The sequence below is a fragment of the Peribacillus sp. NPDC097225 genome, assembly GCF_044761955.1.
GTDB lineage: Bacteria > Bacillota > Bacilli > Bacillales > DSM-1321 > Peribacillus.
The window spans coordinates 539,327-566,061 of the sequence record NZ_JBIWDJ010000002.1; the positions used below are offsets into that span (position 1 = coordinate 539,327).

The 26,735-nt window shown below is 39.7% G+C and carries 22 protein-coding genes; 6 read left to right on the plus strand and 16 right to left on the minus strand.

Annotated elements, in window-relative coordinates:
- Positions 1-22: 22 nt before the first annotated feature.
- From ACIQXH_RS08510 to hflX, 3 genes are all read right to left on the minus strand, one after another.
- Positions 23-427, minus strand: coding sequence for a MerR family transcriptional regulator (locus ACIQXH_RS08510; protein WP_402875291.1), 405 nt, complete (start codon positions 425-427; stop codon positions 23-25).
- Between the two features lie 210 nt (positions 428-637).
- The gene (locus ACIQXH_RS08515) at positions 638-1,906 is read right to left on the minus strand and encodes a methionine gamma-lyase family protein (protein WP_402875288.1); all 1,269 of its coding nucleotides are present in this window, start codon (positions 1,904-1,906) and stop codon (positions 638-640) included.
- 13 nt (positions 1,907-1,919) lie between these two features.
- Positions 1,920-3,173, minus strand: a complete 1,254-nt coding sequence (gene hflX / locus ACIQXH_RS08520) for a GTPase HflX (protein WP_403123120.1) — start codon at positions 3,171-3,173, stop codon at positions 1,920-1,922.
- A gap of 163 nt (positions 3,174-3,336) precedes the next feature.
- Between hflX and ACIQXH_RS08525 the strand changes: the two genes are divergently transcribed.
- Positions 3,337-3,945, plus strand: coding sequence for a trimeric intracellular cation channel family protein (locus ACIQXH_RS08525; RefSeq protein ID WP_402875283.1), 609 nt, complete (start codon positions 3,337-3,339; stop codon positions 3,943-3,945).
- A 42-nt stretch (positions 3,946-3,987) separates the two neighbouring features.
- Here the strand turns inward: ACIQXH_RS08525 and spoVK are convergent, their stop codons facing one another.
- The 8 genes from spoVK to ACIQXH_RS08565 form a co-directional block, all read right to left on the minus strand.
- A complete protein-coding gene (spoVK, locus tag ACIQXH_RS08530) occupies positions 3,988-4,944 on the minus strand; it encodes a stage V sporulation protein K (RefSeq protein WP_402875280.1) in 957 nt (318 codons plus the stop codon).
- A 368-nt stretch (positions 4,945-5,312) separates the two neighbouring features.
- Positions 5,313-5,546: an RNA chaperone Hfq gene (gene hfq, locus ACIQXH_RS08535; protein ID WP_034313436.1), complete on the minus strand. Its 234-nt coding sequence runs from the start codon at positions 5,544-5,546 to the stop codon at positions 5,313-5,315.
- A gap of 3 nt (positions 5,547-5,549) precedes the next feature.
- Positions 5,550-6,533 carry a tRNA (adenosine(37)-N6)-dimethylallyltransferase MiaA gene (gene miaA, locus ACIQXH_RS08540; RefSeq protein ID WP_402875277.1) on the minus strand — a complete coding sequence of 328 codons (984 nt, stop codon included), beginning with the start codon at positions 6,531-6,533 and terminating at the stop codon, positions 5,550-5,552.
- A gap of 274 nt (positions 6,534-6,807) precedes the next feature.
- Complete coding sequence (locus tag ACIQXH_RS08545; protein WP_402875274.1) at positions 6,808-8,118, minus strand: sensor histidine kinase; 1,311 nt, start codon at positions 8,116-8,118, stop codon at positions 6,808-6,810.
- Between the two features lie 532 nt (positions 8,119-8,650).
- Positions 8,651-9,106, minus strand: a complete 456-nt coding sequence (locus ACIQXH_RS08550) for an SMI1/KNR4 family protein (protein WP_402875271.1) — start codon at positions 9,104-9,106, stop codon at positions 8,651-8,653.
- Between the two features lie 411 nt (positions 9,107-9,517).
- Positions 9,518-9,868, minus strand: coding sequence for an ArsR/SmtB family transcription factor (locus ACIQXH_RS08555; RefSeq protein WP_402875268.1), 351 nt, complete (start codon positions 9,866-9,868; stop codon positions 9,518-9,520).
- Between the two features lie 24 nt (positions 9,869-9,892).
- Positions 9,893-11,653: a SulP family inorganic anion transporter gene (locus ACIQXH_RS08560; RefSeq protein ID WP_403123122.1), complete on the minus strand. Its 1,761-nt coding sequence runs from the start codon at positions 11,651-11,653 to the stop codon at positions 9,893-9,895.
- Between the two features lie 270 nt (positions 11,654-11,923).
- Positions 11,924-13,540: a thiamine pyrophosphate-binding protein gene (locus tag ACIQXH_RS08565; protein ID WP_403123125.1), complete on the minus strand. Its 1,617-nt coding sequence runs from the start codon at positions 13,538-13,540 to the stop codon at positions 11,924-11,926.
- 1,146 nt (positions 13,541-14,686) lie between these two features.
- Between ACIQXH_RS08565 and ACIQXH_RS08570 the strand changes: the two genes are divergently transcribed.
- Together ACIQXH_RS08570 and ACIQXH_RS08575 are read left to right on the plus strand one after the other, a co-directional pair.
- On the plus strand, positions 14,687-15,130 hold the full coding sequence (locus ACIQXH_RS08570) for a DUF1641 domain-containing protein (protein WP_402875259.1): 444 nt from the start codon (positions 14,687-14,689) through the stop codon (positions 15,128-15,130).
- Between the two features lie 43 nt (positions 15,131-15,173).
- Positions 15,174-16,355 carry an NAD(P)/FAD-dependent oxidoreductase gene (locus ACIQXH_RS08575; protein WP_403123127.1) on the plus strand — a complete coding sequence of 394 codons (1,182 nt, stop codon included), beginning with the start codon at positions 15,174-15,176 and terminating at the stop codon, positions 16,353-16,355.
- Positions 16,356-16,829: 474 nt separating this feature from the next.
- On the opposite strand, the gene ACIQXH_RS08580 is transcribed toward ACIQXH_RS08575, so the two are convergent.
- The gene (locus tag ACIQXH_RS08580; RefSeq protein WP_402868494.1) at positions 16,830-17,192 is read right to left on the minus strand and encodes a PqqD family protein; all 363 of its coding nucleotides are present in this window, start codon (positions 17,190-17,192) and stop codon (positions 16,830-16,832) included.
- Complete coding sequence (locus ACIQXH_RS08585) at positions 17,182-19,074, minus strand: OPT family oligopeptide transporter (RefSeq protein ID WP_402868492.1); 1,893 nt, start codon at positions 19,072-19,074, stop codon at positions 17,182-17,184. The genes ACIQXH_RS08580 and ACIQXH_RS08585 overlap by 11 nt, the downstream gene beginning before the upstream one ends.
- Positions 19,075-19,333: 259 nt before the next feature.
- Between ACIQXH_RS08585 and ACIQXH_RS08590 the strand changes: the two genes are divergently transcribed.
- The 3 genes from ACIQXH_RS08590 to ACIQXH_RS08600 all read left to right on the plus strand — a co-directional run bounded on the left by ACIQXH_RS08590 (position 19,334) and on the right by ACIQXH_RS08600 (position 21,214).
- Positions 19,334-19,954, plus strand: a complete 621-nt coding sequence (locus ACIQXH_RS08590) for a cupin domain-containing protein (protein ID WP_402868490.1) — start codon at positions 19,334-19,336, stop codon at positions 19,952-19,954.
- 201 nt (positions 19,955-20,155) lie between these two features.
- The gene (locus tag ACIQXH_RS08595; RefSeq protein ID WP_402990814.1) at positions 20,156-20,995 is read left to right on the plus strand and encodes a ComEC/Rec2 family competence protein; all 840 of its coding nucleotides are present in this window, start codon (positions 20,156-20,158) and stop codon (positions 20,993-20,995) included.
- Complete coding sequence (locus ACIQXH_RS08600; protein WP_403123129.1) at positions 20,996-21,214, plus strand: DUF3006 domain-containing protein; 219 nt, start codon at positions 20,996-20,998, stop codon at positions 21,212-21,214.
- 111 nt (positions 21,215-21,325) lie between these two features.
- Here the strand turns inward: ACIQXH_RS08600 and ACIQXH_RS08605 are convergent, their stop codons facing one another.
- The 3 genes from ACIQXH_RS08605 to mutS all read right to left on the minus strand — a co-directional run bounded on the left by ACIQXH_RS08605 (position 21,326) and on the right by mutS (position 26,494).
- The gene (locus ACIQXH_RS08605) at positions 21,326-21,790 is read right to left on the minus strand and encodes a GNAT family N-acetyltransferase (protein ID WP_403123131.1); all 465 of its coding nucleotides are present in this window, start codon (positions 21,788-21,790) and stop codon (positions 21,326-21,328) included.
- Positions 21,791-21,881: 91 nt separating this feature from the next.
- Positions 21,882-23,831 carry a DNA mismatch repair endonuclease MutL gene (gene mutL / locus ACIQXH_RS08610; RefSeq protein WP_402956375.1) on the minus strand — a complete coding sequence of 650 codons (1,950 nt, stop codon included), beginning with the start codon at positions 23,829-23,831 and terminating at the stop codon, positions 21,882-21,884.
- 23 nt (positions 23,832-23,854) lie between these two features.
- A complete protein-coding gene (gene mutS, locus ACIQXH_RS08615; protein WP_402956373.1) occupies positions 23,855-26,494 on the minus strand; it encodes a DNA mismatch repair protein MutS in 2,640 nt (879 codons plus the stop codon).
- Positions 26,495-26,735: the final 241 nt, after the last annotated feature.

Genomic DNA, 26,735 nt, shown 5'->3' on the forward strand with positions numbered 1-26,735 from the left:
AATAATAGTTCATATTGATATTTCATTTGAAAAAACGCGACATATCACCTTGTCGGAGAGATGTGCGATTTCTAGTGCCTTGGAGAAGCTCTGCTCGTAAAAGCTTACGCAGTTCGTCATCACTTAAGTCACGTCTTATTTTCTCCGCCTGTTCAAGATCTTGTGATTTCGGTAAATTTTGTTCTTTTACAGTAAATATCTTCTTAATGCCAGCGAGATTGACGCCTTGTTCGATCAAGTCTTTAATCTCAAGGAGTCTATCAATATCGTTTAAAGAAAAAACGCGCCGGTTTCCGTCTGTTCTCATAGGAGTAATTAATTGATGCTCTTCGTAATATCGAATTTGACGTGCAGACAAATCAGTCAGCTGCATCACAATTCCGATGGAAAAAAGAGGCATAGAACGCCGAATGTTGTTGCCGCTCATTCTTTGCATCCTCCTTTGTTTATCTTGATATAATCATAGTATATGGTATTTAATATGTCAAGGTGATGTTACCTTTTATGACATAAATTATTCATAAAAATTGAATGATTTGTAACCCATTGAATATTATGACTATTTTTCTTCATGAGAATCCAGACATGCTGGGTTCTCATGAAGTGTATTTCTTAAACTAACGGCTACCATCTCATGTTACAAATGTATCAATTCTTTCTCCATTAACGAGTTCACCGCGGTCAATACAGCCATTTTGACATGGGCATATGTTAAGCCACCTTGAACATAGGCAACATAAGGAGGCCTTGTCGGTCCATCTGCCGTCAGTTCAATGCTAGCTCCTTGGATGAATGTTCCTGCAGCCATGATTACATCATCTTCATACCCTGGCATATAAGCAGGGTATGGAGTAACATGTGAATTAATTGGGGATGCATATTGAATTGCCTGGCAAAAAGCCACCATTTTATCTTTATCATCGAATTGGACAGACTGAATTAAATCGGTACGTTTTGCATCCCAACGAGGGTATGTATTCATCCCAATTTTTTCTAAAAAGGCTGCTGTGAACATCGCACCTTTTATCGCTTGCCCGACGACATGTGGCGCAAGGAAGAATCCTTGGTACATTTCCTGTAGGCTATATAGTGAAGCCCCTGCCTCCGCTCCAATACCTGGGGACGTCAAACGATAGGAACACGCTTCAACTAAATCTTTTTTACCGACAATGTATCCGCCAGTCTTCACAATTCCGCCACCTGGATTTTTAATGAGAGAACCCGCCATAAGATCTGCCCCGACATGACAAGGCTCTTCCGTTTCCACAAATTCGCCGTAGCAATTATCCACGAAAACAACGATTTCTGGATTGATTTCCTTGACGAAAGAAATCATTTCCTTTATTTCATCGATTGTAAAGGAAGGACGAGTCGCATAGCCCTTTGAGCGTTGGATGCCTATCATTTTCGTTTTCGGATTGATTGCTTGTCTGACGGCTTCAAAATCCACACTTCCCGATTCCATTAACGGTACCGCATCATAACCTATTTGAAAATCGCGTAAGGACCCAATTCCAGAACCCCTGATCCCGACAATTTCTTCTAATGTATCGTATGGTTTTCCAGTTATGTATAGCAATTCATCGCCTGGACGTAAAATCCCAAATAAGGCAGTGGATATGGCGTGTGTACCGGAAATGATTTGAGCACGAACCAGTCCTGCTTCCGCACCAAAAACATCGGCATATATTAATTCGAGCGTATCACGTCCGATATCATCATATCCATATCCTGTTGTTGGGTTAAAATGCGAATCACTCACACGGTGCTTCTGATAGCTTTGCAATACGCGAAATTGATTGGTCTCGATTCTTTCATCTACTTGCTTATGTAATGGAAAAATCATCGCTTCGACTTCTTGGGCGATTGTTTTTAAGACTTCTCCATGCTTTAACTGCTGATACATCCAAATTCCCCTTTTATAATGAATATTTCTCTAGCTGTCCAATTATTGAATGATCAGCTAGACAAAAACCTTTGCATTCATATCTTTCCGATTCTTCATTAAAGGAGAGAGTGCGCAAAATGGTTTCATTTTTTAGCTGTGATAGTAGTTTACCCTCACTGGAAGGTAAGAAAACATTATACGGTATCATTTTCTCAATGACGTACTTTTCAATTTCTTCCATGATTGTTTCCAGGTCTTTTTGGTCATAGGCACTGATTAATAACGAATCATTACTGGAAGATCTTAAAAAGTCGACGTGAACCCTATCCTTCTTATTATACAACGTTAGCTGGGGAATGGAAGAGACATCTAAGTCATTTAATAGGTTGTGAACCGTTTTCTCATGATTAAAATAATCCGAGCTAGACGAATCGACAACGTGGAGCAACAAGTCCGCTTCCTTCACTTCCTCTAATGTCGAGCGAAAGGCTGCAATCAGGGAAGTCGGCAAATCCTGAATGAAACCGACCGTATCGGTCATTAGTACAGTAAAGCCGCTAGGAAGAATCGCTTTTCGTGTCATTGGATCGAGAGTGGCGAACAACAGATTTTCTTCAAAGGAATCTGCTTCTGTCAAACGGTTGAACAAGGTTGATTTACCAGCGTTCGTGTAACCAACAAGAGCAACCTGAAACGCCTTATTTCGTTTTCTCCTTTCACGATATCTCTCACGATGCTTCACGATTCCCCTTAGTTGTTGCTTGATTTCGTCAATTTTCCCACGAATGTGACGGCGGTCACTTTCGAGCTTCGTCTCTCCCGGTCCCCGCGTACCGATTCCGCCTCCTAATCTGGACATGGCTGTACCCTGCCCGGCTAAACGGGGCATTAAATATTGGAGCTGGGCAAGTTCCACCTGGAGCTTACCTTCCCTCGACCTGGCTCGCTGAGCAAAAATGTCCAGTATAAGCTGAGTCCTGTCAATCACCCTAGCCTCCAGGAATTTAGAAAGGTTCCGGATTTGACTCGGTGATAATTCATCATTGAAAATGAATAAATCAGGCTCCAATTCTGCTTCTAGGTTTTGTAGTTCTTCTATTTTCCCTTTACCTATATATGTCGACGGATGAATCCGTTCTCTTTTTTGTGTAATGGTCATCAATACCTCGCCATTTGCTGTCTTAGCTAACGAAGCCAGCTCCTCCAGTGAATAGCGGAAATGTTCCTCATCCTCTGTCGTTTGACAACCAATCAATATAGCGGTTTCTCTTATTGCCTGTTCCAATTCATACACCACCTAAACAATTTTCATCCATCATACCAAATAAATGGTCACTTATAAAATTTTCCTGAAAACAAGGCCAGTAACCATATTAATATCACCCGTAACATGCTAAAATCAAGTTTGGCTTTACCATAAATCTGAAATGACATAGAGGGAAAAGGATATGACGTGGGAAGTATTAACCTTCATTGGTACAATTGCATTTGCCATAAGTGGAACCATCATTGCAATGGAAGAAGAGTATGATATTTTAGGAGTATATATTTTAGGAATTGTTACGGCGTTCGGGGGCGGAGCGATTCGAAACCTTTTAATCGGCGTGCCTGTATCTGCGCTTTGGGATCAAAGCCTCTATTTCACCGTCGCCCTGGTCTCAATCACCATCGTTTTTCTTTTCCCTACCAATCTATCAAGGCATTGGGACAGATGGGGAAACTTCAGTGATGCCATTGGGCTCTCTGCGTTTGCTATCCAAGGTGCCATGTATGCAGTGGAACTGAATCATCCAATTAGCGCCATTATCGTGTCCGCGGCACTAACCGGTTGTGGTGGGGGAATAATCAGGGATGTACTTGCCGGGAGAAAACCGTTAGTCTTTAGAAAAGAAATCTATGCCGTTTGGGCAATCATCGCAGGTTTGGCTCTAGGCAGTGGACTTTTCTCGCAAGCATGGCATTTATACACACTCTTTATTTTTGTCACTTTATTCCGCGTGCTATCTTACACCTATAATTGGCACCTTCCTAATAAAAAATGGGTCCCGAAAATATAAATGCGAAAGGCCAGCCACGTTTAATGGCGGGCCTTTCTGTTGTCACTCCTTCTCATCATCCTCGAAAACGAGGTCTTGACTTGTCAGGGTAAGCAGGTCGACCTTTTCAAACGTATCTTCTATTAATAGGCGCATGGCCTGCGCCCTTATCGATTTTTCAAGTACATTCCGAATATAACGTCCATTAGAAAACGATACCACTCCACGATCGGAACGTAATACAATCAAATGTTCCTTTAACTTCCTTTCGGCATCCCGGCTCATAATATATTCACGCTCTTGCAACATGAGGCCAGCTATCTCCATTAACTGATCGATTGTATAGTCCGGAAAATCGACGACTAGTGGAAACCTCGAATAAAGCCCTGGATTGAGACTTAGGAAATAGTCCATTTCACGAGAATAACCTGCTAAGATTAAGATGAATTCGTGTTGGCGATCTTCCATATGCTTGACAAGCGTATCTATCGCTTCTTTGCCAAAATCCTTCTCTCCACCTCTTCCCAAAGAGTAGGCCTCATCGATAAATAATATGCCACCTATTGCCTTTTTAATCAGATCACGTGTTTTTTGGGCTGTATGACCAATATATTCACCGACCAAATCGGCGCGTTCCGCTTCAATCAAATGCCCTTTAGAAAGGACATTCATCTTTTGAAACAACTTACCAATCAATCGGGCAACGGTAGTCTTACCTGTTCCTGGATTCCCTTTAAACATCATGTGAAGTGCTTGCTGACCAGTCTTCAGCCCTCTGGTCTCACGTTGTTTGTTTATGTAAATCCAAGCGTATATTTCCTTTATCATGCGTTTCATCTCATCCATTCCAACCAGTGCCTTCAGTTCGTCTTCTATTTCCTTCAAAGCCACATGTTGTTGGGGAATTTCTTGGACCAACACTTCTTTGACCGGCAAATCTTTCTGTAGTGATTTTCTATTTTCCGCATTAAAAACGATATTGATTTGCCCGTTATTTTTCATACGGATCGGTTGTTCCAATGTCTTCACCTCTCCATCTTGGACCCTAAACTTTTAAACTATTCATTTAACATGAAACACACATGGACCTTTCGGGTCATTTTATATTTTCCCTTCGCCAATATCTCCGTCTAATTTACTTTTGTAAATATTGGGTTTTTCAGTTAGCTTTCTTGTCTATAAAGGGGCTTTCGACAATTTATCTCCTATTCATCATTTCTTTCATTCATGTCATTTCCTGCGCTTTCCCGAGAAATGATTCTTCCTTCCATATATATATTCAAAACGAACAAGTAAAATAATCGAATCCTTGAAAAAGATACAAGCTCTTAGCACAAAAAAACAGGCCGCCCTGTGGGCCGCCTGTCATTTTGCTATCATGTATATGGTTATTCCTTCACTTCGTAATCAATTTGAACATTACGCTGTGGAGCGAATGTGGATATAGCATGTTTGTATACCAATTGCTGCTTACCTTCGGATTCGAATAACACAGTGAAATTATCAAACCCTTTAACCTGGCCCCTGATTTGGAAACCATTTAATAAGAAAACCGTCACATACGTCCCATCTTTTCGTAATTGATTAAGAAATTGGTCTTGAATATTTACGGATTGCTTCATGATTTAGTCCTCCTCTTTTCTCTCTAAATTTATGTATTCGCCTTCTTTGAAAAGCTTTCCTGCTACAAATCCAGATATTTCATTTATTTTTTTTGTAAACCCTTCGATGTCCGTCATATTAAACCAGATTACATCCATTTTATTTCGGAACCAGGTCAATTGACGTTTTGCATATCGGCGTGAGTTTTGCTTCAAAGAATCGATCGCTTCTTCCACCGAAGCCCGGTCTTCAAAGTAGTCGTATATCTCTTTGTAACCAATTGCCTGTATCGATTGGCAATCCCTCAATCCTTGATCATAAAAAGATTGTACCTCTTCAATCAATCCGGCTTCCACCATTCCATCAACTCGTTGGTCAATACGTTCATATAACTTGTCCCGATCCATTGTCAGTCCTATTATGCATGTATCATATTTCATTTCCGTGGGTTGTTGATTCATCTGCTCACTCATTGTTTTTCCTGTACAGTGGTAAATCTCAAGTGCACGAATCACCCTTCTTACATTATTAGGGTGTATTCTTTTAGCACTTTCTGGGTCCACACTCCGCAATTGGTCAAAAACAGGATCGATTCCTGCTTCGTTGACTTGTTTTTCGAGCTGTTCCCTATATAGAGGATCGGATGGCGCTTCAGAGAAATGATAATCATAGATTACCGATTGAATATATAAACCCGTGCCTCCTACTATGATAGGGAGTTTGCCCCTGCCCTGAATATCCTCAATGCAAGCATTTGCCCGCTTCTGAAACTCAGCTGCACTGAATGGTTCATCCGGCCCCTTTATATCAAGTAGATAATGGGGAATGCCTTCCATCTCTTCTCTTGTGATCTTTGCAGTTCCAATATCCATTCCCTTATAAACCTGCATGGAATCCCCACTGATTATTTCTCCATTAAATCGCTTGGCCAACTCAATGCTCAGTTTCGTCTTGCCTACTGCCGTCGGTCCAATAATGACTAGAAGTTTTCCTTTTTGTTGTGTCAACTTTATTCACTGCCTTATATGATTTTTTTTTATCTTATCACAAAACGCCACAAAAGCAGTTAAACATCTAACCATTATATCCATTCCTCACTCATTTATTCACATCGGCGAATATATCTCCTTAACAAGTTAGCGAAGGTTCTGGTTCAACGCTTGGAGTACTGTCTGTAAATCCACATGACTAAAGGCATGATCCCATAAACGGGTTCATGCCCCTAAACATCCCTAACAAAATAAAGCATCTCACTTTTTGGGCGGTCTATTTGTAAAAACTTCATTCCACAGGTATTAAGACCGTTACAGTCGTTTCTACTTCATTCGAATCTACTGATATCTCACCGTTATATCTCCTTACTAGATCCTTAACGATAAACAGACCTTGACCACGCTCTTTTCCTTTTTCTTTCTTTTTAGTGGAAAATCCACTTATATAAATCTTTTTCAGGTCCCCCCTACTAATCATCTGTCCTGAATTCGTAACGGTGAATGTATATTTTCCTTTATCCTTTTTACAAATGATATTCATACGCCGCTCTTGCTCAGGTATTTCAATCGTAGCTTCTATGGCATTATCTATTATATTTGATAACAATTTAATTAAATCTATCGTCTTAATCGTATCGAAAGAATCTGGAGAAATATCAAGGCTTATATCAATATTATAGTTTTGGGCAGACAGCCTTTTCGTTTCCAACAGCACCGATAACCCAGGGTGTGTAACGTTCATTTCCATGGATTCTATGGTATGGATCTCCTTAGAGAGACCTGTTAAGTATTCTAATGCTTTATCTTTTTCTCCAAGTTTTAAAAGACCGTGTACGACCTGAATGTGATTGGAGAAGTCATGCCTTAGGGAACGAACAGATGCCATAAGAGATTGAAACTCCGCCCTGTACGTATCCTCAGTATCCCCTACTTCTCGTATCAACTCTTTTCGATACCATCTTTGCATGATTGTAAAAGCAATGGCCAGGATAATGACAAAAGCGCCCGAATAAATCAGATTAAAAATGCTGCTATTGATAACCTCATCGCTTATTGCGTGAATATCTTCAGCACTCGCATCCACTCCTAAAAAACCTATTACGGAGCCTTCCTTATCCTTTATGGGAACTCCTACAGTCATATACTTCCCATATATGGGGTCATCCAGAATATCCGTGATGAAGTTTTCTCCCTTATAGGCCTGTCTGACCTGGCGTTCGGGGACCGTGCATAGTTCCCCAATTTCAGGTTCTCTTTTAACGTTTTCTGGGAGACCTGCAATCATGGTCCTTGACTCTTGGGGGTTTTCCACTTTTAAAGTATAGATGTGTACAACGCCAACATTTTCACGGACATTCTCTAAATAGGCTTTAATATCCTCATATTCTTGGCTCTTTACTGGGTTTTTAAGAAAGCGTTTATAGGCTTCTATATCCAACGTACTAGCAACAGACTTAGCAACCAAGAGATTTTGATTGGCCACAGACCTTTGAACAGTATTTTTGATATTTAAATAAGAAGTAAACATATTAAGTAGGACAAATCCAAGTAACAATAGGAATATCATTATAATGAATGCTTTTACCTTTTTATTTTTCATAAAATTCTATATACCCCATCTCTTGAAGTTGAAAATCGGATATTATACTATAATTTTACTATAATTACAGAGAAAGAAATATAGTAAACTTATTTTATATCGATTATCATAGGTATATTTAATCACAAAATGAATAAATAAGATAATAACACAACGTTCTAAATATTCCTTTTTCTGGACTTCAACAAGTGTGAAAGGACCCTGGACCATTAATCTTTAATGGTCCAGGGTCCTTTTTTCGGCTATCATGCTTTATTAATTGATTTCATTTTTTCAAACCTTTACGTACTATAACACCTCGTAGAAACTTGTTGAAGTTTCAATAGATGAAATCATTTACAAGACTATAAAATCAAGAGGATCACTCCCCGCAAGTCCACGAGAAGCACTTAAATGACCTGCTCGATTTTCTACTAAAGATTGATTTTCTACCATGAGTACTCTAATTGCTCAAAGCATGCAGAATGGAATTGTCAGTCACGATAAAAAACCTTGACTGGTTTTTAACCAATCAAGGAGTGACTTTACACCATTAAATTTCCTCAGGGATTTTTAGTCCCTCGATAAAGGATTTGAAACTTTCTGCCACTTTATAAATATTTTCATCCTGACTGGAGGGATCTGCGTACCACCCCTGATCCCAAAAGAAGATTCCTTGTTCTTCATCATTGTTTATCAACAGGATTTTTCCTGCACAGGTATCGTTGCCGATTATAATGCAATTTGTATGTAAACCATCTTTATTATTTTCATGCAACTTTTGTAAATCAAGCTGTTCACTATCGATATCCAACCCATATAACACGTCTAACGATACAAGTGTGTCCAATGCCTCTACATAAAACTTACCATTTTGAACGGTAGTGGTCCCTCCGTTATATTCAAGGAGGAAATGTTTATAATCAGCCGGAATCTCGAAACCGACATACCTCTCAAAGTTATTGACCGCTTCCTGTGTTGCTTTGCCGTATCCAGTGATTTTCCTCATCCTATCAACTCCAGTTCGTTTTAATAAAAAACTACATTAGCCACCTATATGCCTAAACTTAAATGTAATCAGGGGATAACTCCGAGGATTGATTGCAGTTGTCTTTCAATAGTCCCTTTAATATCTCGTTTTACAATAAATAACAATATCTAATTATAATTGTACTATACCATGTAGACTTTCATAATTCTTGGGGAAATAGTACGTTTTCGTCAAATTTCCCACTCGTTGCTTGTAAAAGAAAACTTCACTATAACTATTATTCCCCATATTTATCCTATACCACTTTCTTAAAATATATTAACATAATTTCGTTTGTTTTTTTCAGTATTTTCTGCAAATAAAAAGGAAAAATAAAGGTGTTGACATAGTTCATCTTTACGTTGCTATGTCAACATCCCCCAGCCTCAGTTACAACTTATTTCTATTCTTTTCCTCATTTTCACTTATTTTATCTAGCATTGAAATCGTATCTACCAAGTGATTATTAAATATTTGACGTGCTATTGAAAGAAGTTCCACAATCATGGGGTCTCTTAGTGAATAGACCACGCGATTTCCATCTTTCGTTCCTACGACAATATTTTTCGCTCGTAAAACGGTTAGCTGCTGGGAAACTGCGGATCCTTCACTACCAATGAGATTTTGGATTTCATTTACGTTTTTATCTCCTTCTGACAATAACTCGAGAATTTTTATTCTCAAGGGATGTGCAAGTGCCTTAAAAAACTCCGCTTTAAATTGTTGCATCTCAAGATTCAATGATAATTCTCCTCTTCAATTTAATTAACTGGAAAAGGCCCGTCTTCTTTCCTCAATACCTTTGGTGAGATCCCCTGATAAAGCCGAACATTCTCTAAAGGCAAAGTGCTTGCAGCCAAGACACTTATTCCTATTTAACTGTTCAAGAGCGTAATCAATCGCTACTCCTGTATGATCAAAAAAATGATCTTTCCCAATTACTTCATATAAGCCAGTTTTGATCAGAAGCGTTTTAGGTTGTGGTTTGATTCCAGAAATCAAAACGAGACCGTGTTTAGAAAAATGATGAACGATGTTAGAAAGATAAGACTCACCAGTGGTATCCAACAATGGGACTTGTCCCATTCTTAAAAGCAGTACCTTTGGTTTGGAATGGGTTGTCCCAATAATAGACTGTTCAAAAGTTTGGGCTGCACCGAAAAAGAGTGGCCCTTCCACATTATATATACTAATCTGTGGACAATCATGCGTAGATGTAACTACTCGGCTATCAACCTGTTGGTGTTTATTATTGGGATTAGGCAATACTTTTTCAGTTACTATTGTATCACTCATTCGTTTTATAAATAAAAGGACGGCTAAAATAAGCCCCACTTCTACGGCGCTGGTTAAATTTTCAAATACCGTCAATAAGAATGTTATAACTAGAATGAGTGAATCTGTCGTTTTGATTTTGACCATATTAAAGAAAAGATGCCTCTCACTCATATTCCAAGCAACCACCATCAATATCGGAGCCATACTTGCCAACGGCACCTTTGAGGCGTACGGTGCAAACAGCACTAAAACCAAGAGGACGACTATGCCATGAACTACACCGGATACCGGGGAAACAGCCCCGTTTTTAATATTGGTAGCCGTTCTTGCGATTGCACCTGTCGCTGGGATTCCACCGAATAGAGGAGTAATTATATTAGCAACGCCTTGACCAATCAATTCCTTATTACTATTATGCTTACTACCGGACATCCCGTCTGCCACGACTGCTGATAATAATGATTCTATTGCTCCTAGCATGGCTATGACAAGCGCGGGTCGAATTAAAAGTTGAATGCGGTCTAAAGTAATCTCAGGAAATTTGAACTGTGGCAAATTATTTGGAATTTCCCCATATGTTGAACCAATCGTTGCTACTTGACCCGGAAATAAGAAAGTGGCAACCAATGTCGAACAGATAATGCCGATTAGTGGCCCTGGAATCTTTGGAAAGAACCTAGGTGTGCCTAAAACAGCCATTAAACAAATACCTGCGGTTAATACGCTGTACATGTTCATGCTTTGAATATGCATGAATATTTCCTTTACATTATTAATGAATTCTTCGTGTTTCTCCACACCAGACAATCCCAGAAAGTTCGGAACCTGGCCCACAAATATGATGACAGCAATCCCAGCGGTAAACCCAATCGTTACAGGTTTGGGAATAAACTTAATTAATGAGCCTAATTTAAAAATCCCCATTAAGGTTAGGATGATTCCTGCTAAAAATCCAGCAATTAATAAGTTTTCAAACCCATATGTCATTACAATCCCAAATAAAATTGGGATAAACGCACCTGTTGGCCCACCTATTTGAAATTTCGAACCCCCTAATAGGGAAATCAATACTCCGGCAATGATTGTCGTGTATATCCCATATTCAGGTTTTACACCTGAAGCTATAGCAAATGCCATGCCTAATGGAATGGCAATTACACCGACTACGAGTCCAGCTATAAAATCTTTTTGTAAAGATTGAAAAGAATAATCTTTGTATCTTCCATCAATAAACCAATTTCGCTTCATAAAAAAGCACTTCCTTTTTTATTTTGTATATCTGATTATTTGAATATACGATTATTAGAATTTAACCCTTTCTCTTCTTTTTGTCAAAGGTCATTTTAAAGAGAGGGGGTAATTCAGTAGGAAGCGTGAATCATTTATTTTTGATACAGTACCTTTTGATGGGTCCTTTCTATTATATTTGGCAAAAAAGAAGCACTTAACCCATTGGTCAAATGCCTCTTTTTACTAACTTCCTTCCACTATATATTTTCCCTGTACGTAATTGTCCTTTCATTCTGTTTCAGGGAAAAAGATTTGAGCTGTACGGATATCGACTAAAGCGGGTAACTCTGACTGCAAAGCTTCTGTGATGGATGCTTCCAAGGAGTTATCCTCTTCGACATGCACACCCTTCCATCCACAGGCTTCCGCTACCTTTACGAAATCAGGATTTGTCAGACCCACGCCCACTTCATCCCCTCCCTCAGCTTTAATTTTATCCCGTTCCATTTGTAGTGATTCATTATTGAGTACGATGATGGTAATCTTAATGCCATATCGTTTGGCTGTCAGTAAGTCAGCAAGTGTCATCTGAAGGCCTCCGTCACCGACAACGGCTACTACTTGTTTTTCCGATTCGGCTAATTTGGCAGCCATTGCAGCTGGAAGACCAAACCCCATCGTTCTCCAATATCCTGAAAATAGAACCCTTTGGTTTTGTTGGCGCAAGATTCTATTCGTCCAAACAGTTACATCCCCAGTATCGATTGCCAGGATCGCATCTGGATCTATCGTCCTTTCAATCGCTCGAATAATCCTTGCTGGGTGTATAGGAGAACCTTCGCTATTGCCTTCCTGTTCCAATTGCGCTGACCATAATTCTTTCACTTCCCGGCAACGACCGACCCACTCATCATTCTTGTTGTGCCCTTTTAATCCAAGATTCAATTGAGGAATAACCTCTTCAGTATTACCTTTAATACCGATTTCTACGGGTATGCTTTTTTCGATCTTGTCAAAATTACTGTCTATCTGTATAATCTTCGCATCGGTTGGCACATATCCTTCGGGCCACCAAGTAACACCGGCAAGCAATACGACGTCAGCCTCCAGGAAGGCGCTCTTCGCATATGGATTGCCGCCTTCCCCGATGCCTTGTAAAAGATTTGGAGAATTTGCCTCGAAAGCGCCCTTACCCCCAAGGCTAGTAAGAATGGCAGCACCCCACGTATCCGCAAGCATCTCAATCGCTTCTGAAGCACCACGGGCACCGGCTCCAGCCAGTATCATAGGTTGTCTCGCTGTTTTCATTACCTCAAGAATCCGATTCTTGCTTTCTTCTTCCAGCGAGGAAGTACTTTTAACAAGTAAAGGTAAACGCCTTGGTCGCACTTCCGTTTTTTTATCGAAAAAATCCTTGGGTATGGAAAGGTGAGTAACCCCTCTCTGGCCAAGCGATTTTTGGGCCGCTTTGTGCATCACTTCAATAATGGCATCCGGGCTGGTCAAATTCACACTATAAGAAGCAAACGGCTTCACAAGTTCCTGTTGATTCACATATTGTTGAAAATCCGTTCCTATTTTATCACTCGGAGCCTGCCCTGTTATGGCCAACACCGGTGCTTTATCGGAATAGGCATCACCAAGTCCATTAAGCAAATTAGTGACCCCAGGTCCCATGGTCGCGGTACACACACCCAATCCCCCTGTTAACTTGGCCTCCGCCGAAGCCATTAAAGCGGCTACCGATTCATGCTTAACAGCAATGAATTTAATATTTTCTTGATTCGACAGTGCATCAATCAGTCCAATTATCGTATCTCCCACCACTCCATAAATTCTTTTCACATTCATGAGTTGTAATTGTTGAATGATTAACTCGGCAACTGTATTCTTAGAATGTTCCAAAATCCTTCAACCCTCTCGTTTTTATTACTTGCGTTAATTTATCCTATTATTTTTTACACTAATCTCCTTTCTTTTAAACAAATGTATTGAATTTTATTTTTTTTATAGTTAGTTCTATCAAAAAAGCCATCTGAGCATTAACAGATAGCTTTTATACTTGTATGGATTTCTCATCATCTTTCTATTACGTATATCACTATAGCAACATACAAAATATTTTTTAAAAAAAGGATACTGATAATGCATGAAATAATTAATATTGAGGATATACGAAAGATAGCCATGTATTTTTTATCCAGTGATCCCCGCTTGTATTATGTATGGAAAAACAACATCATTTCATGATGGAAATGAACATTTAAGGAATTACAAGATAAAGCGTTAATTAAAAAGGGCAGGCCAGGGCACCCAATCAAAAATGATTGAGTGCCCTTTTACTATTTATAAAGTACGTTCATCCTGATTATATGATTTTATAATCATCATAAGTAATTATTAACCTACTCATGGACACAGTTTCTGCACGTATCCTGTTTTTATCTCGACAATATGCGATAAGCGAACTATTGGGAAGTTTGGCCGTACAATTCCATTTGTTATGCTTTTTAGAATATCTGGAGGAAATCTGAATCATTTCTCCATGAACTTTTAATAATCGACGTTTGATCAAAGGCATCATCTCCAATACAAGTAATATCTTATACCCTGATTTTAGAGAGTTTATTCGTAAAAACTAAAAGAAATACAAAAAAGTAAGAAAATTATAGGAATGAAGCCTATTTCTAAGGTGAATTCTCAAAAAAACCATAAAAATGGAGAATATAGAAGATATTCAAGTTTCCCGATGATACCACGAAAAATGTCCCCTGGCTTACACGAACATAAATAATAACTTTAAGTTATATTCATATTGTAAAAAACTATTTGAAATTAACAGTCGGTAGACGTATGATTAGGAGTGTTAGGATAGAGACACGTGAGTTCAGTAAGTTAATAGGTTCTATCAAAGGAACTACATATCAGTATGGGCCTCTAGTAGCGATAACTTTTTAAAGAGATTTTCAAAGTTATAGTTTCTGACTTCGATAGTAATGTGACTTTGCATCCTAATTAGCAAATTAAGTTCAACGCAAAGGGGAAATAGATATGGCAGATGTAGTCTCAAAATCAAAACCTGAAAACGAAACACTTAATATCTCTGCAAGCCAGGAACAAAGAGATATCCTAGATCAACTTTTAAACCCTGAGGTTCAACAATCACTGAATAATTTAGTAGAACAATTACCAAAATTAACGGAATTGGTTAATATTTTGACAAAGTCATATGATTTTGCTCAATCTGTTGCAACTGATGAAGTATTGAAAAATGATACAGTCAGTGCTATTTCAGAAATGGCAACACCAGTTGTATCTTCTGTAAAGGGCCTTGCTGCGAATGCAATCGAAGCAAAGGACCGGGCTGAAGAAAGTACGGAAGTCATTGGTCTTTTCGGTTTACTACGTATGATGAAAGATCCACAAGCGCAAAAACTTTTCCGTTTCGCAAGTGCGTTCCTTGAAATCTCTGCAGAACGTAAGAACCAAAACTAATTCTATTATTATCATTCAACCAGTTAGGACGGGGGATTAACAAATGTCAAAACATATCGTCATCTTAGGTGCAGGATACGGCGGATTACTATCTGCATTAACTGTTCGAAAATACTTAAATAAAGATGAAGCACAAGTTACAGTGGTTAACCAATACCCAACACACCAAATTATCACAGAACTTCATCGTCTAGCAGGAGGATCAGTTTCTGAACAAGCTGTTGCCATTCCGTTAGAAAAACTTTTCAAAGGAAAAGACATCGACCTTGTCATTTCCAAAGCTGAATCTTTCTCAGTGGATAAAAAACAAGTTAAACTTGCTAATGGTTCTACTCTAACTTATGATGCTTTAGTTGTTGCTTTAGGAAGCCAAACAGGATTCTTCGGCATTCCAGGACTTGAAGAAAACAGCATGGTATTAAAATCTGTACATGATGCAAATAAAATTTACAAACATATAGAAGATCGCATTCGTGAATATTCCATTACGAAAAATGAAGCGGACGCAACGATTGTAATCGGCGGCGGTGGATTAACTGGCGTTGAACTAATCGGTGAAATCGTAGATCATTTCCCTAAAATTGCAAAACAATTTGGCGTAGACTACAAAGACTTGAAAATCAAGCTTATCGAGGCTGGTCCGAAAATCCTTCCTGTGTTACCGGATCAATTAATTGAACGCGCAATGACAAGTCTACAAAAACGTGGGGTTGAATTCTTAACTAGCCTTCCTGTAACAGGTGTCAAAGGCAATGTTATCGAATTGAAAGATGGACAAACAATCACGGCTAATACACTTGTTTGGACAGGTGGCGTCGCTGCTCTTCCTATCGTTGGGGAATCAGGTCTTGAAGTGGACCGTGGTAAAGCAACTGTCAATGAATATCTTCAATCCAAGTCTCATAATGACGTATTCGTTGTTGGCGATAGTGCCGTTGCATTCCCTCCAGAAGGTGGACGTCCATACGCACCAACCGCACAAAACGCTTGGCAAATGGGCGAACTAGTCGGTTACAACCTATATGCAGCATTTGAAGGTAAAACACTAGAAAAATTCGCACCTATCAATTCTGGAACACTTGCCAGCTTAGGTCGTAAAGATGGTGTAGCAACAGTTGGGGCTAACAACACTGAACTTAAAGGCTTACCTGCCACTTTAATGAAGGAAGCTAGTAACATCCGTTATCTTACTCATATCAAAGCGCTTTACAATTTGGTTTATTAAGTTCAACACTGAACTTAATCATTTGTAAATAAGTAGACGCTGAGAAAAATCCAGTTTCTGTCCTTAGACGGAAACTGGATTTTTCAATTCCACCAATTGATAGATTAGGAATCTATTGACGAATTAATAAATGATAGAACATGGTCCCCTCCCCCGTAGTATGGCAAGGCAATACAATAAGTATAGACTGAGGGCATTTTTGCCGGACCTTAAATTCAGGCCTGGTGTCACCCTCTTTAGCGTCCCTGTTACATTTCCCATACAAACCCATCAAGAATGAAATCATATACGTTAACATTTACAGAATATGCTCCTTTTACAAATACCAAACATGACGATCAGCCCTACAACCTACTCTCTGCCGTTATTAAGAAATTTTTTCGAATTACCTTTAGCTATTGATTTCGCTACCCCTCATTCATGAAAAAGCAAAAAAACAAGCTGAAGCGCGATTTGCATGCTTCAGCTTGTTTTTTATTTTTCTTCTTCCCAAATGATCCATTCATGAACTTCAAGGATTTCAAAAAATTTCACAAGTCGTGGTAAGGCCGGTTCGGCTTCTTCCCCAAAGTGTTCAATCATCGCTTCCGAAATCGCTTGAACATTCTTGCGATATGCCATTTGTTCAATGGCAAATCTCCCAAACTTATCTAGCTTGATTTTACGAAATGCCCTTTGCTTCAAGAAACGAATCGTCAGTCTCTCGATGAAGTTAGTTCTCTGGATAATCAAAAATCCTAAGTCCGAAGAAGAATCCATTTCTAGGGTGACACGACTTTCCAAAAGAGGAACCATAGTTAACAGGTTCCTCTTTGATTTTTGCTTTTTACGAAACATCTTCTTTATTCCTTTTGCTAGATACAAACCAAAGTACTCCAGCTAAAGCAAGGAAAAGTAAGAATGGTATTAGGTTGCTCGCTATCACCGCTACGGCTGGAACTTTTACTCCCACTGCAATTAAGACTGCAATAAGCACTCCAATCAATGATTCACCGGCGATTAAACCGGACGCGAACAATGTTCCTCTATCTACTCTTGCTTTACGTGCTTCTTTAGATTTAGAAAAACGTTCAACGAAGTAACGTACAAATCCACCGATCATGATTGGCGCACTCGTATGAACTGGCAAGTAAATCCCAACTGCCACACTAAGTGAATTCAAACCGAAGAACTCTAGAGTAATGGCAATCGCCGTTCCGATGAAGATAAGGGTCCAAGGTAAGTCTCCTCCAAGAACACCTTCAGCAAGAATTTTCATCAAGGCCGCTTTAGGTGCAGGAAGTTCTGCAGAACCCATTGTATAAGCATTATCCATTAACACTAAGGTAAAGCCAATGACAGCTGCAGATGCAACGACACCAATCATCATCGCAACTTGTTGTTTCCATGGCGTACCACCGACAATATAACCTGTTTTCAAATCTTGAGAAACGTCACCTGACACTGCAAGTGCCGTACAAACGATTGCAGCAACCGTTACTACAGCTATCATGCCATCCATGCCAGTGAAGCCTGTTGCCTTATAAATAAGCGCTACAATTAGTAGTGTCGCAATGGTCATCCCAGATGTAGGGGATGAAGAGCTTCCGACAATCCCAACAATCCTTGAAGCGACCGTCACGAATAAGAACCCAAAAATACCGATTGCAACTGCGCCTATGATACCTACTTCCGTTACAGGTGCAAAGGCAATGATCAAAAGAACAATAAGCATCCCTAACCACACGAATTTAGCAGGAATGTCTTTTTCAGTACGAATTAGCCCGGCTTTAAGCTGACCTTTATTCGCTTGCACGCCTCTCAGCGTTGCAAAAGCAGAACTGAATAGAGTGGGCAATGTCTTAATCAGTGTGATTAAGCCCCCAGTCGCAACTGCTCCAGCTCCGATGTACCGAATATAATTATCCCAAATTCCCCAAGCGTCCAGTTCACCGATAGGAACTTCTGACGGGAATATAGGTGTAGAGCTACCACTACCAAAGAAGCTAATGGCCGGTATAAGGACGACCCAAGCCAATAGACCCCCACCGATCATTTGACCCGCAACACGTGGACCGATGATATACCCGACACCCAATAGAGAAGGAAATGCATCAAGGCCGACTACTGCATTTTTAAAACCAGTGATGCCTGTTTCCACTTCCGTTTTAAATAGCTTGAATCCATCTCCAAGCGCTTTAACCACACCACCGATTACTAAACCGACTCCGATTAATTTAGCGCTAGAACCGCCTTTTTCTCCTGATTTCAATACCTCGGCACATGCCGTACCCTCAGGATAAGGTAATGTTTCGTGCTCCCTTACTATTAAAAGCTGACGAAGGGGGACCATCATGAAGACCCCAAGGAATCCACCAGTTAAAACAATGAATAGGATTAACGCTTGACTAACATCCATCCCCCACATAAATAATGCTGGGATAGTAAAAACGGCTCCGGCCCCAATGGCCTCACCTGCTGTTGTCATCGTTTGCACAATGTTGTTTTCTAAGATGGAATCTCGTCGAAAAATCCCTCTCAGGATTGCCATTGAAATTACCGCCGCGGGTATAGATGCGGAAACCGTCAATCCAATAAGGAGACCTAAATATGCATTAGCTGCTCCAAAAACGATGGCAAGAATGATACCTAGAATAATTGCAGTGACAGTTAATTCGGGTAAAGATTTCGAAGCAGAAACGTACGGGACGAATTTGCTCTCTTTCGAATTGTTAGACAATTTAGACACTTCCTATATCTTTTTAACTTTAAAAACACAGGAATTATTATATCACTGTAATTTCTATTCATGCAATGGGAAAATTCTGCTTATTCTTAAATAAGACAATAGGGAAAATTCAGTTAAATGATATTTTATAAGAATATTATTTTGAAAGACTTTGGTTTCTAACTACAATCTTTATCATGGGCATTTGCACATTCTAATGGTAAACCACATATCCTGCTCAAACCAACACTATCGTAAAGGAAGGATACCTATGGATTATGCATCACCTTCGACTCTATTTACCTTCGATGTAAATAAAAGTACTTTAGTAAAAAAAGATAATCTGAACTATATAAATGTATTGGGCATTTCACAGTTGAACACCCTGGAGAATACTTCTTTACTCGATATATTCTTAAGTGCCAATAATATCATCGAACCTCATTACCATCAAAATGCAGCTGAGCTAGTTTATTGCATCTCCGGGGCCGCTACAGTATCCATTCTGAATCCATATACAAAGCTCATTCAGAACTACCCCATTACTCCCGGCCAAGTAGCGAACGTCCCACAAGGCTGGTGGCATTATGAAGTGGCTACCATGGACCAAACACATTTACTTGCTATTTTTAATGCACCTATCCCTGAAGTCATTCTTGGATCGGATATCTTGAAATTAACGCCAGCGGATATCATGGCCCACACTTATTCCATAGATGAAAACCAATGGAAAAAAACGGTGTCACCCGTTCAGCCCTCGACTTTCATTGGCCCACCCGTAACCTATAACAGAAATGGGAATAATCATTCCAATCAATCATGGCACTATCTAAACCAATGGTACGGTAGCCCATACTACAATCAAAATCCATCAGCTTTACCATATTATTAGTATTATTTTAATAAAATAATATAAAATCCCATAAATAACTAAAATATTATCCTTATATTTATATTAATGGTATATTTTAATTAATTAATGCATAAAATAACAGATAAATATCTATACGAATGAAAAAATACTATTTTAAAATATTTATTATCTCACTTTTCTCTTAATAACCATGATAAGATATGCTAGGGTGATATAATGATGAAAAAACTTAAAGTAATATTAGTGGCTGTTCTATGTTTAACTTTATTTACTGGAATCCAGTCAACTGAAGCTGCTGCTTCCAATGTGAAGGTACACTTTATCAATGTGGGCCAAGGCGATTCCATCCTGATTCAAACCGGTAATGAAAACATTTTAATTGATGCTGGTGGAAAAGGAAAAGGCGATGATGTCGTTGCCTATCTGAAAAAACAAAAGGTAAAAACGTTGAATGCGGTTGTCTCGACGCATCCGGATGCCGATCATATCGGTGGACTGGCCTATGTAATCAATAATCTGAAAGTCAAAGCTGTGTACGCACCGAAAGTTGCTCATAGCACACAAGCTTACACAGACTTTTTAAAAGCGGTTAAGAAAAAAGGGCTAAAAATCAAGAAAGCCAAGACCGGGATAGTTATCACGACGAAGGCAAAGAATACGTCATTGAAATTCCTTGCTCCAGTCAAGGACTATAAGACGGACTTAAATAACTGGAGTGCCGTCCTTTTACTTAAACACAATAAAAAATCGTTCTTGTTCACTGGCGATGCTGAAGAAAAATCCGAAAAAGACATGCTTGCCAAAAAGGTAGTACCAAGCGTGGATGTCCTTAAAGTTGGGCACCACGGGGCAAAAACATCTTCTAGTTCAGCTTTTATTAAGAAAGCAAAACCAAAATACGCTATAATAAGTGTAGGAAAAAATAGCTATGGGCATCCTACTTCTACCGTTGTAAAACGCTTGAATTCCATAAAAGCTAAAATCTATCGTACAGACAAATCTGGAAACATTATTTTTACTTCTACAGGTACGAAACTTACTGTAAAGACGGTGAAATAAATGAAGCAAGGAATAATTGATCGCTTTGAAGGTAAAATAGCTGTCGTGGAAATCGATGGTGGCGATATGAAGGATTTTCCGAAAAGCTCCCTTCCAAAAGGGGCCAAGGTCGGAGATATGCTGATTATCGATGGTGATACAATTACTGTCTCCAAAGAAGGAACAAGAAAGTTAAAAAAAGAAATTGATGACTTGATGGATGAGTTGTTTGAAGATTAACTACGACTAACCCCTTCTCGAAATGAGAAGGGGATTTTTTTGCATCTTTTACCTTAATAATAATGAACTAGCTGAGAAACATGAACTTACCCTGGAGGTATATTTTTTAACTTACACGTTCCCTTTCATTCTTATCACTTTTCCCTCTAATTCAAACCCTACTTCCTGCATTCCATTTTTACGATAAAAAGACAATGCGTTTCTATTAGTAGGAGAAACGCGTAGATGATATTCCTTTACCCCATATTTTTTAAAGAAATGAAGAGCATATCGGTGAAGTTCCTTCCCTAACCCCATTCCACGTTTTTCAGGAATGAGATAATAAAGATTTACGTAGCCTACTTTACTACCCTTATATTCTTTAATTGTAAGTTCAAGTTGACCGATGGGCACATCATCTTCCATAACCAAGACAAATCCACCTGGATATCGGTTCGATTTTATTTTTACCCAATCCAGATATTCCTCTACGTTTCCAAGATCCTTATCAGAACCAAAGCTTATGACGAAAGAGTCCCTACGAAATCGAATAATGAATGTTCTATGCTTCGTTACATCAATCGGTTCAAAATGCAAAGAAACTCCTCCCTTAGCATACATATTACGTATTATGTTGGTACCTATCCCAAAGAGAACCCCTTGATAACAAGGGGTTCTCTTTTCATTTTCACATCACCCTTTTAAACATCTTTTCCATTTCGTAAATTGAATAGGAGATGATGATGGGTCTTCCATGCGGACAGGTGAATGGATCGGTTGTTCGCCTTAATTCATCAAGAAGGGCTTGTATTTCATCGTTACGGAGGTGGCGGTTGGCTTTAATGGAGGCTTTGCAGCTCATCATGATGGCCGCCGCTTCACGCAGTTTTTTTATGTCCACCTTTTTCATCGACAATAATTGTTCAATCATGTCTTCAAGGATTTCCTGTTCAATTCCTTTAGGGAACCATTGTGGATGGGACCGGACGATAAAGGAATTGTAACCGAATTCCTCTAAAAAGACGCCGACCTTTTCTAGCTCATCCTTGTATTCATTGATTCGAATTGATTGATCGGTCGAAAATTCTAACGTGATCGGAACGAGCATATCCTGTAGCTCATTTTCGACACGACCAACCTTTTCTTTGAAATATTCATATTTAATCCGTTCCTGTGCAGCATGCTGATCGATGATATACAAACCTTTTTCGTTTTGGGCGAAAATATAGGTGCCATGCATTTGTCCAATTGGATACATAGGAGGTATGCGGCTTGAAGCATCTTCCTCCTCCATTTCTTCCTCATCCTCTTCGACTGTATATGTTGTATACCCTTCAGCGGATTCGAACAAGGACCTTTTTTCTTCTGGAGGTATGACAGGGATAGAGGCCTCTCCCATTTGCATTCCATCTTCACTGCTATATATTAATTCATGCATGGTATCAATATCCTGGTTATCATCGATAGATTCCACTGGAATTTCTTGCTGTTGTTTTTCTCGTATCAAGGTATTCTTTAGTAGGGATGCTTCTTTTTTTGCTTCTTCAAGAACTTGCCTTCCCCTTTCCACGACATGGTCTAAGCTGAGAGACGTCTGCTCGCTCTTAGGCTCCTCTTTCTTGTGTGACGGCGTGAAACCGCTTGGAATCAAGGAAAGTTTCTTGAAAGCCGATTTAATCGTTTCCGATACTAAGGCATATAACTCCTGTTCCTTACTAAGTCGCACCTCTAATTTGGATGGATGTACATTAACATCGACCAAGATTGGATCCATTTCAATATTCAACAAAGCAATTGGGAAACGTCCAATAGGAAGGAGTGTGTGGTATCCCTCCAGGATTGCCTTAACAAGAACATAGTTTTTTATAAATCTACCGTTAATCATAGTCGAAATGTAGTTTCTGGAGGCACGGGTGACCTCGGGCATTACGATATATCCGGTTATAGTGAAGTCCAAAGACCTCGTCTCTATCGGAATCATCTTTTTGGCAATATTCATTCCGTAGATTGCGGCCAGTACTTGCCGGACATCTCCATTACCATTCGTATGCAAAATACGTTTCTCATTATGCGTAAGGCTTATCGAAACGTCAGGGTGTGACAAAGCCAGCCTGTTCGTGACATCCGTAATGTTTCCTAGCTCCGTATGAATCGTTTTTAAATACTTCAATCGTGCCGGTGTATTATAGAAAAGCTCGGAGACCGTGATGTCCGTCCCTTTTCGGCTTGATGAAGCCTCCAATTCACGAATGATCCCCCCTTCAAGCAGAATTCGGGTTCCTGGCCCCTCTCCCGTGCTGCTTTTCATTTCAAAATGGGAAACTGATGCGATACTTGGCATGGCTTCACCACGGAACCCGAGCGTCCGAATCCGAAACAAGTCATTTTCATCTTTTATTTTACTTGTGGCATGACGTTTGAACGCCGCTTCTACATCATCGGCCGTCATTCCATCTCCATTGTCTATGATCCTGATGGACCCAAGTCCGGCCTCCACCAATTCAATTTCAATGATGGTACTGTTGGCATCTATGGCGTTCTCCACTAGCTCCTTCACGACTGAGGCAGGACGTTCAACCACTTCGCCAGCTGCTATTTTATTCGATAAAGACTCGTCTAGCTGTATGATTTTCCCCACTTTTATCGCCTCGCTTCAATTATTTATTTCAATTTCTTATGCAATTTATAGAGTATATTCATCGCATCCAGTGGTGTCATTTCTAGGATATCGAGCGATTTGATATCATCAAGCACTTTTTTTTCCTTAGCTGATGAACTGGTTTTTTCCCTTGGAACTTCTTCTCCGAAAAAGGAAAGTTGCGACGCTTCATTTACAACCGTACCATCCTTTTCTTTAGATCCTTTAGGAACATCTATATCTACTACAACAGCTGACTTTGAAGGTGTTTGCGTCACTTGTTCATTATCACTTTCAAGTTGCGCTAAAATGGCAGCTGCCCGGTCAATTAACTGTTTTGGAAGGTTGGCAAGCTTGGCAACATGAATACCATAACTTTTATCGGCTGGTCCCTCTTTTATTTTATGAAGGAAAACGACATTCCCATTCTGTTCGATTGCACTTACGTGGATATTTTTCAGTTTAGGAAGTTCCTCTGATAGCACGGTCAATTCATGATAATGTGTTGAAAAGAGTGTCTTTGCACCGATTTCTCCATGAATATATTCAATGATTGCCTGCGCTAACGCCATACCATCGTAAGTGGAAGTTCCTCGTCCGATTTCATCGAATAAAATCAAGCTGTTTTCCGTAGCATTCATGATGGCATTTTTTGCTTCGAGCATCTCGACCATGAAAGTACTTTGCCCCGAAATGAGATCATCCGCTGCACCAATTCGAGTGAACACTTTATCGAAAATCGGCAGTTCCGCTGAGGTCGCCGATACAAAACAACCGATTTGGGCCAAAATGGATGTCAACGCAATCTGACGCATATACGTACTTTTACCCGACATATTAGGTCCTGTAATCAAAAGTAGCTCACGGTCGCTATCCATAAAACAGTCATTTGGAACATACTCTTGAGAATGCAGTACTTTTTCGACAACAGGATGGCGTCCTTCCTGTAAGGCTATTTTACGATTTTCAGAAAAGACCGGCTTTACATAATGACGCTCTTCACTGATTGTTGCAAAGCATTGGAGAACATCAAGTTCACTGATGCCTTTCGCAAGCTCTTGTAAACGTGGGATATAGCTTTTCACCTGTTCACGGAGGCTGAGGAACAGATCATATTCAAGACCGATGCTTTTCTCTTCGGCTTGTAAAATCAAGGCTTCCTTTTCTTTTAGTTCAGGTGTGATATATCTTTCAGCATTGGTCAAGGTTTGCTTCCGTTCATACCGTCCCTCTTCAAGTAAATGCAAATTGGCGCGAGTCACTTCAATATAATAACCAAATACTCGGTTATAGCCGATTTTCAATGATCGTATTCCGGTACGTTCCCGTTCCTCCCGTTCCAGCTGAGCGATCCACGTTTTTCCGTTTCGGCTGGCATCTCGATATGTATCCAGTTCCGAGTGGAAACCATCTTGGATAATGTTCCCTTCCTTAACGGATAACGGTGGATTTTCCACTAATGCCGTTTCAAGTAAATCGGTCACTTCCTCACAGGGATCCAGCTTTTCGGCGAGAGCTGTTATATCACCATTGGAGCCCAAGGATTGGACGATTTCACGAATGATGGGTACTTGTTGGAGTGAACGTTTCAACTGGATTAAATCACGTGCATTGACATTTCCAAACGCCACCCGGCCCGCAAGACGCTCTAAATCATATACTTCCTTCAAGCGCTCGCGCAAATCTTGACGTTCGAAGTAGTGATCCTTCAATATTTCCACAAGGTTTTGTCTACGTTCGATTTGCAGTCGATTGATGAGTGGACGATCAATCCATTGCTTAAGCATCCTGCCTCCCATCGCTGTCTTCGTCTCATCCAAAAGCCATAATAACGACCCTTTTTTTCCTTTGGAACGGATGGTTTCCGTCAACTCCAAATTACGCTTGCTATAATAGTCGATTTTCATATAATGGGACGTTTCATATGCAAATACTGGCTGCAGGTGATCTAGGCTTCTTTTTTGGGTTCGGTATAAATAATTCAATAAACGCGCAGTCGTTTGAGCTTGCTTATCTTCTTTCAACAGTCGAAACAAAGAAACGAACGACTCACTTTGCTCTAAGTTATCCTCAAGGGAAAGTGCTGCGGCACCCCGTTCCTGCAATTGCTTTTTCCATTCATCGTTAAAATCCGTTGCAATGACAACTTCGCTGGCACCAAGGTTTGCAAACTCATTCAATACCTCTTCAAAACTTTCAATCAACGTGACCTTGTTTTCACCTGTCGACAAATCGTTGTAAGCAAAACCGAATGGCCCATCTGTAAAGGACGTGATGGATGCAATGTAATTATTTTCTTTTTCCCGAAGTCCCTTACTATCCATTTTGGTTCCCGGTGTAATCAGCTGGACAACTTCCCGGCGGACGACCCCTTTTGCTTGTTTAGGATCCTCTGTCTGTTCACAAATGGCTACCTTAAAGCCTTTTTCTATCAAAATATCAATATAATTGGGAGCCGAGTGATAGGGAATGCCACACATGGGAATTCGATTTTCCGTGCCACCCTCCCGGCTCGTTAATGTAATCTCCAGTTCCTGTGAGGCATTCAATGCATCCTCAAAAAACATTTCATAAAAATCCCCTAAACGGAAAAATAAAAAGGCATCCTGATACTCTGCCTTGATTTTTAAATATTGTTGAATCATTGGTGTATATCCAGCCATTCTTTCAAAACCTTTCCAAACTATAATCTGTTATTTATATATGTCATTTATTATACCATACGGGATAGCACCTTTCCTGTATTCGCTATTACAAGAAAACATGCATAATATACTGTTTTTTTCCTTTTTATAAGGGGATTTAGGACGCCGAGGAGCTTATGCGGGTAATAAAATATTCACTAATTTGGCCTGTCCTTCTTTTAACGTAAATAAGACCGGATGAAGGGAATGTCATCCGGTA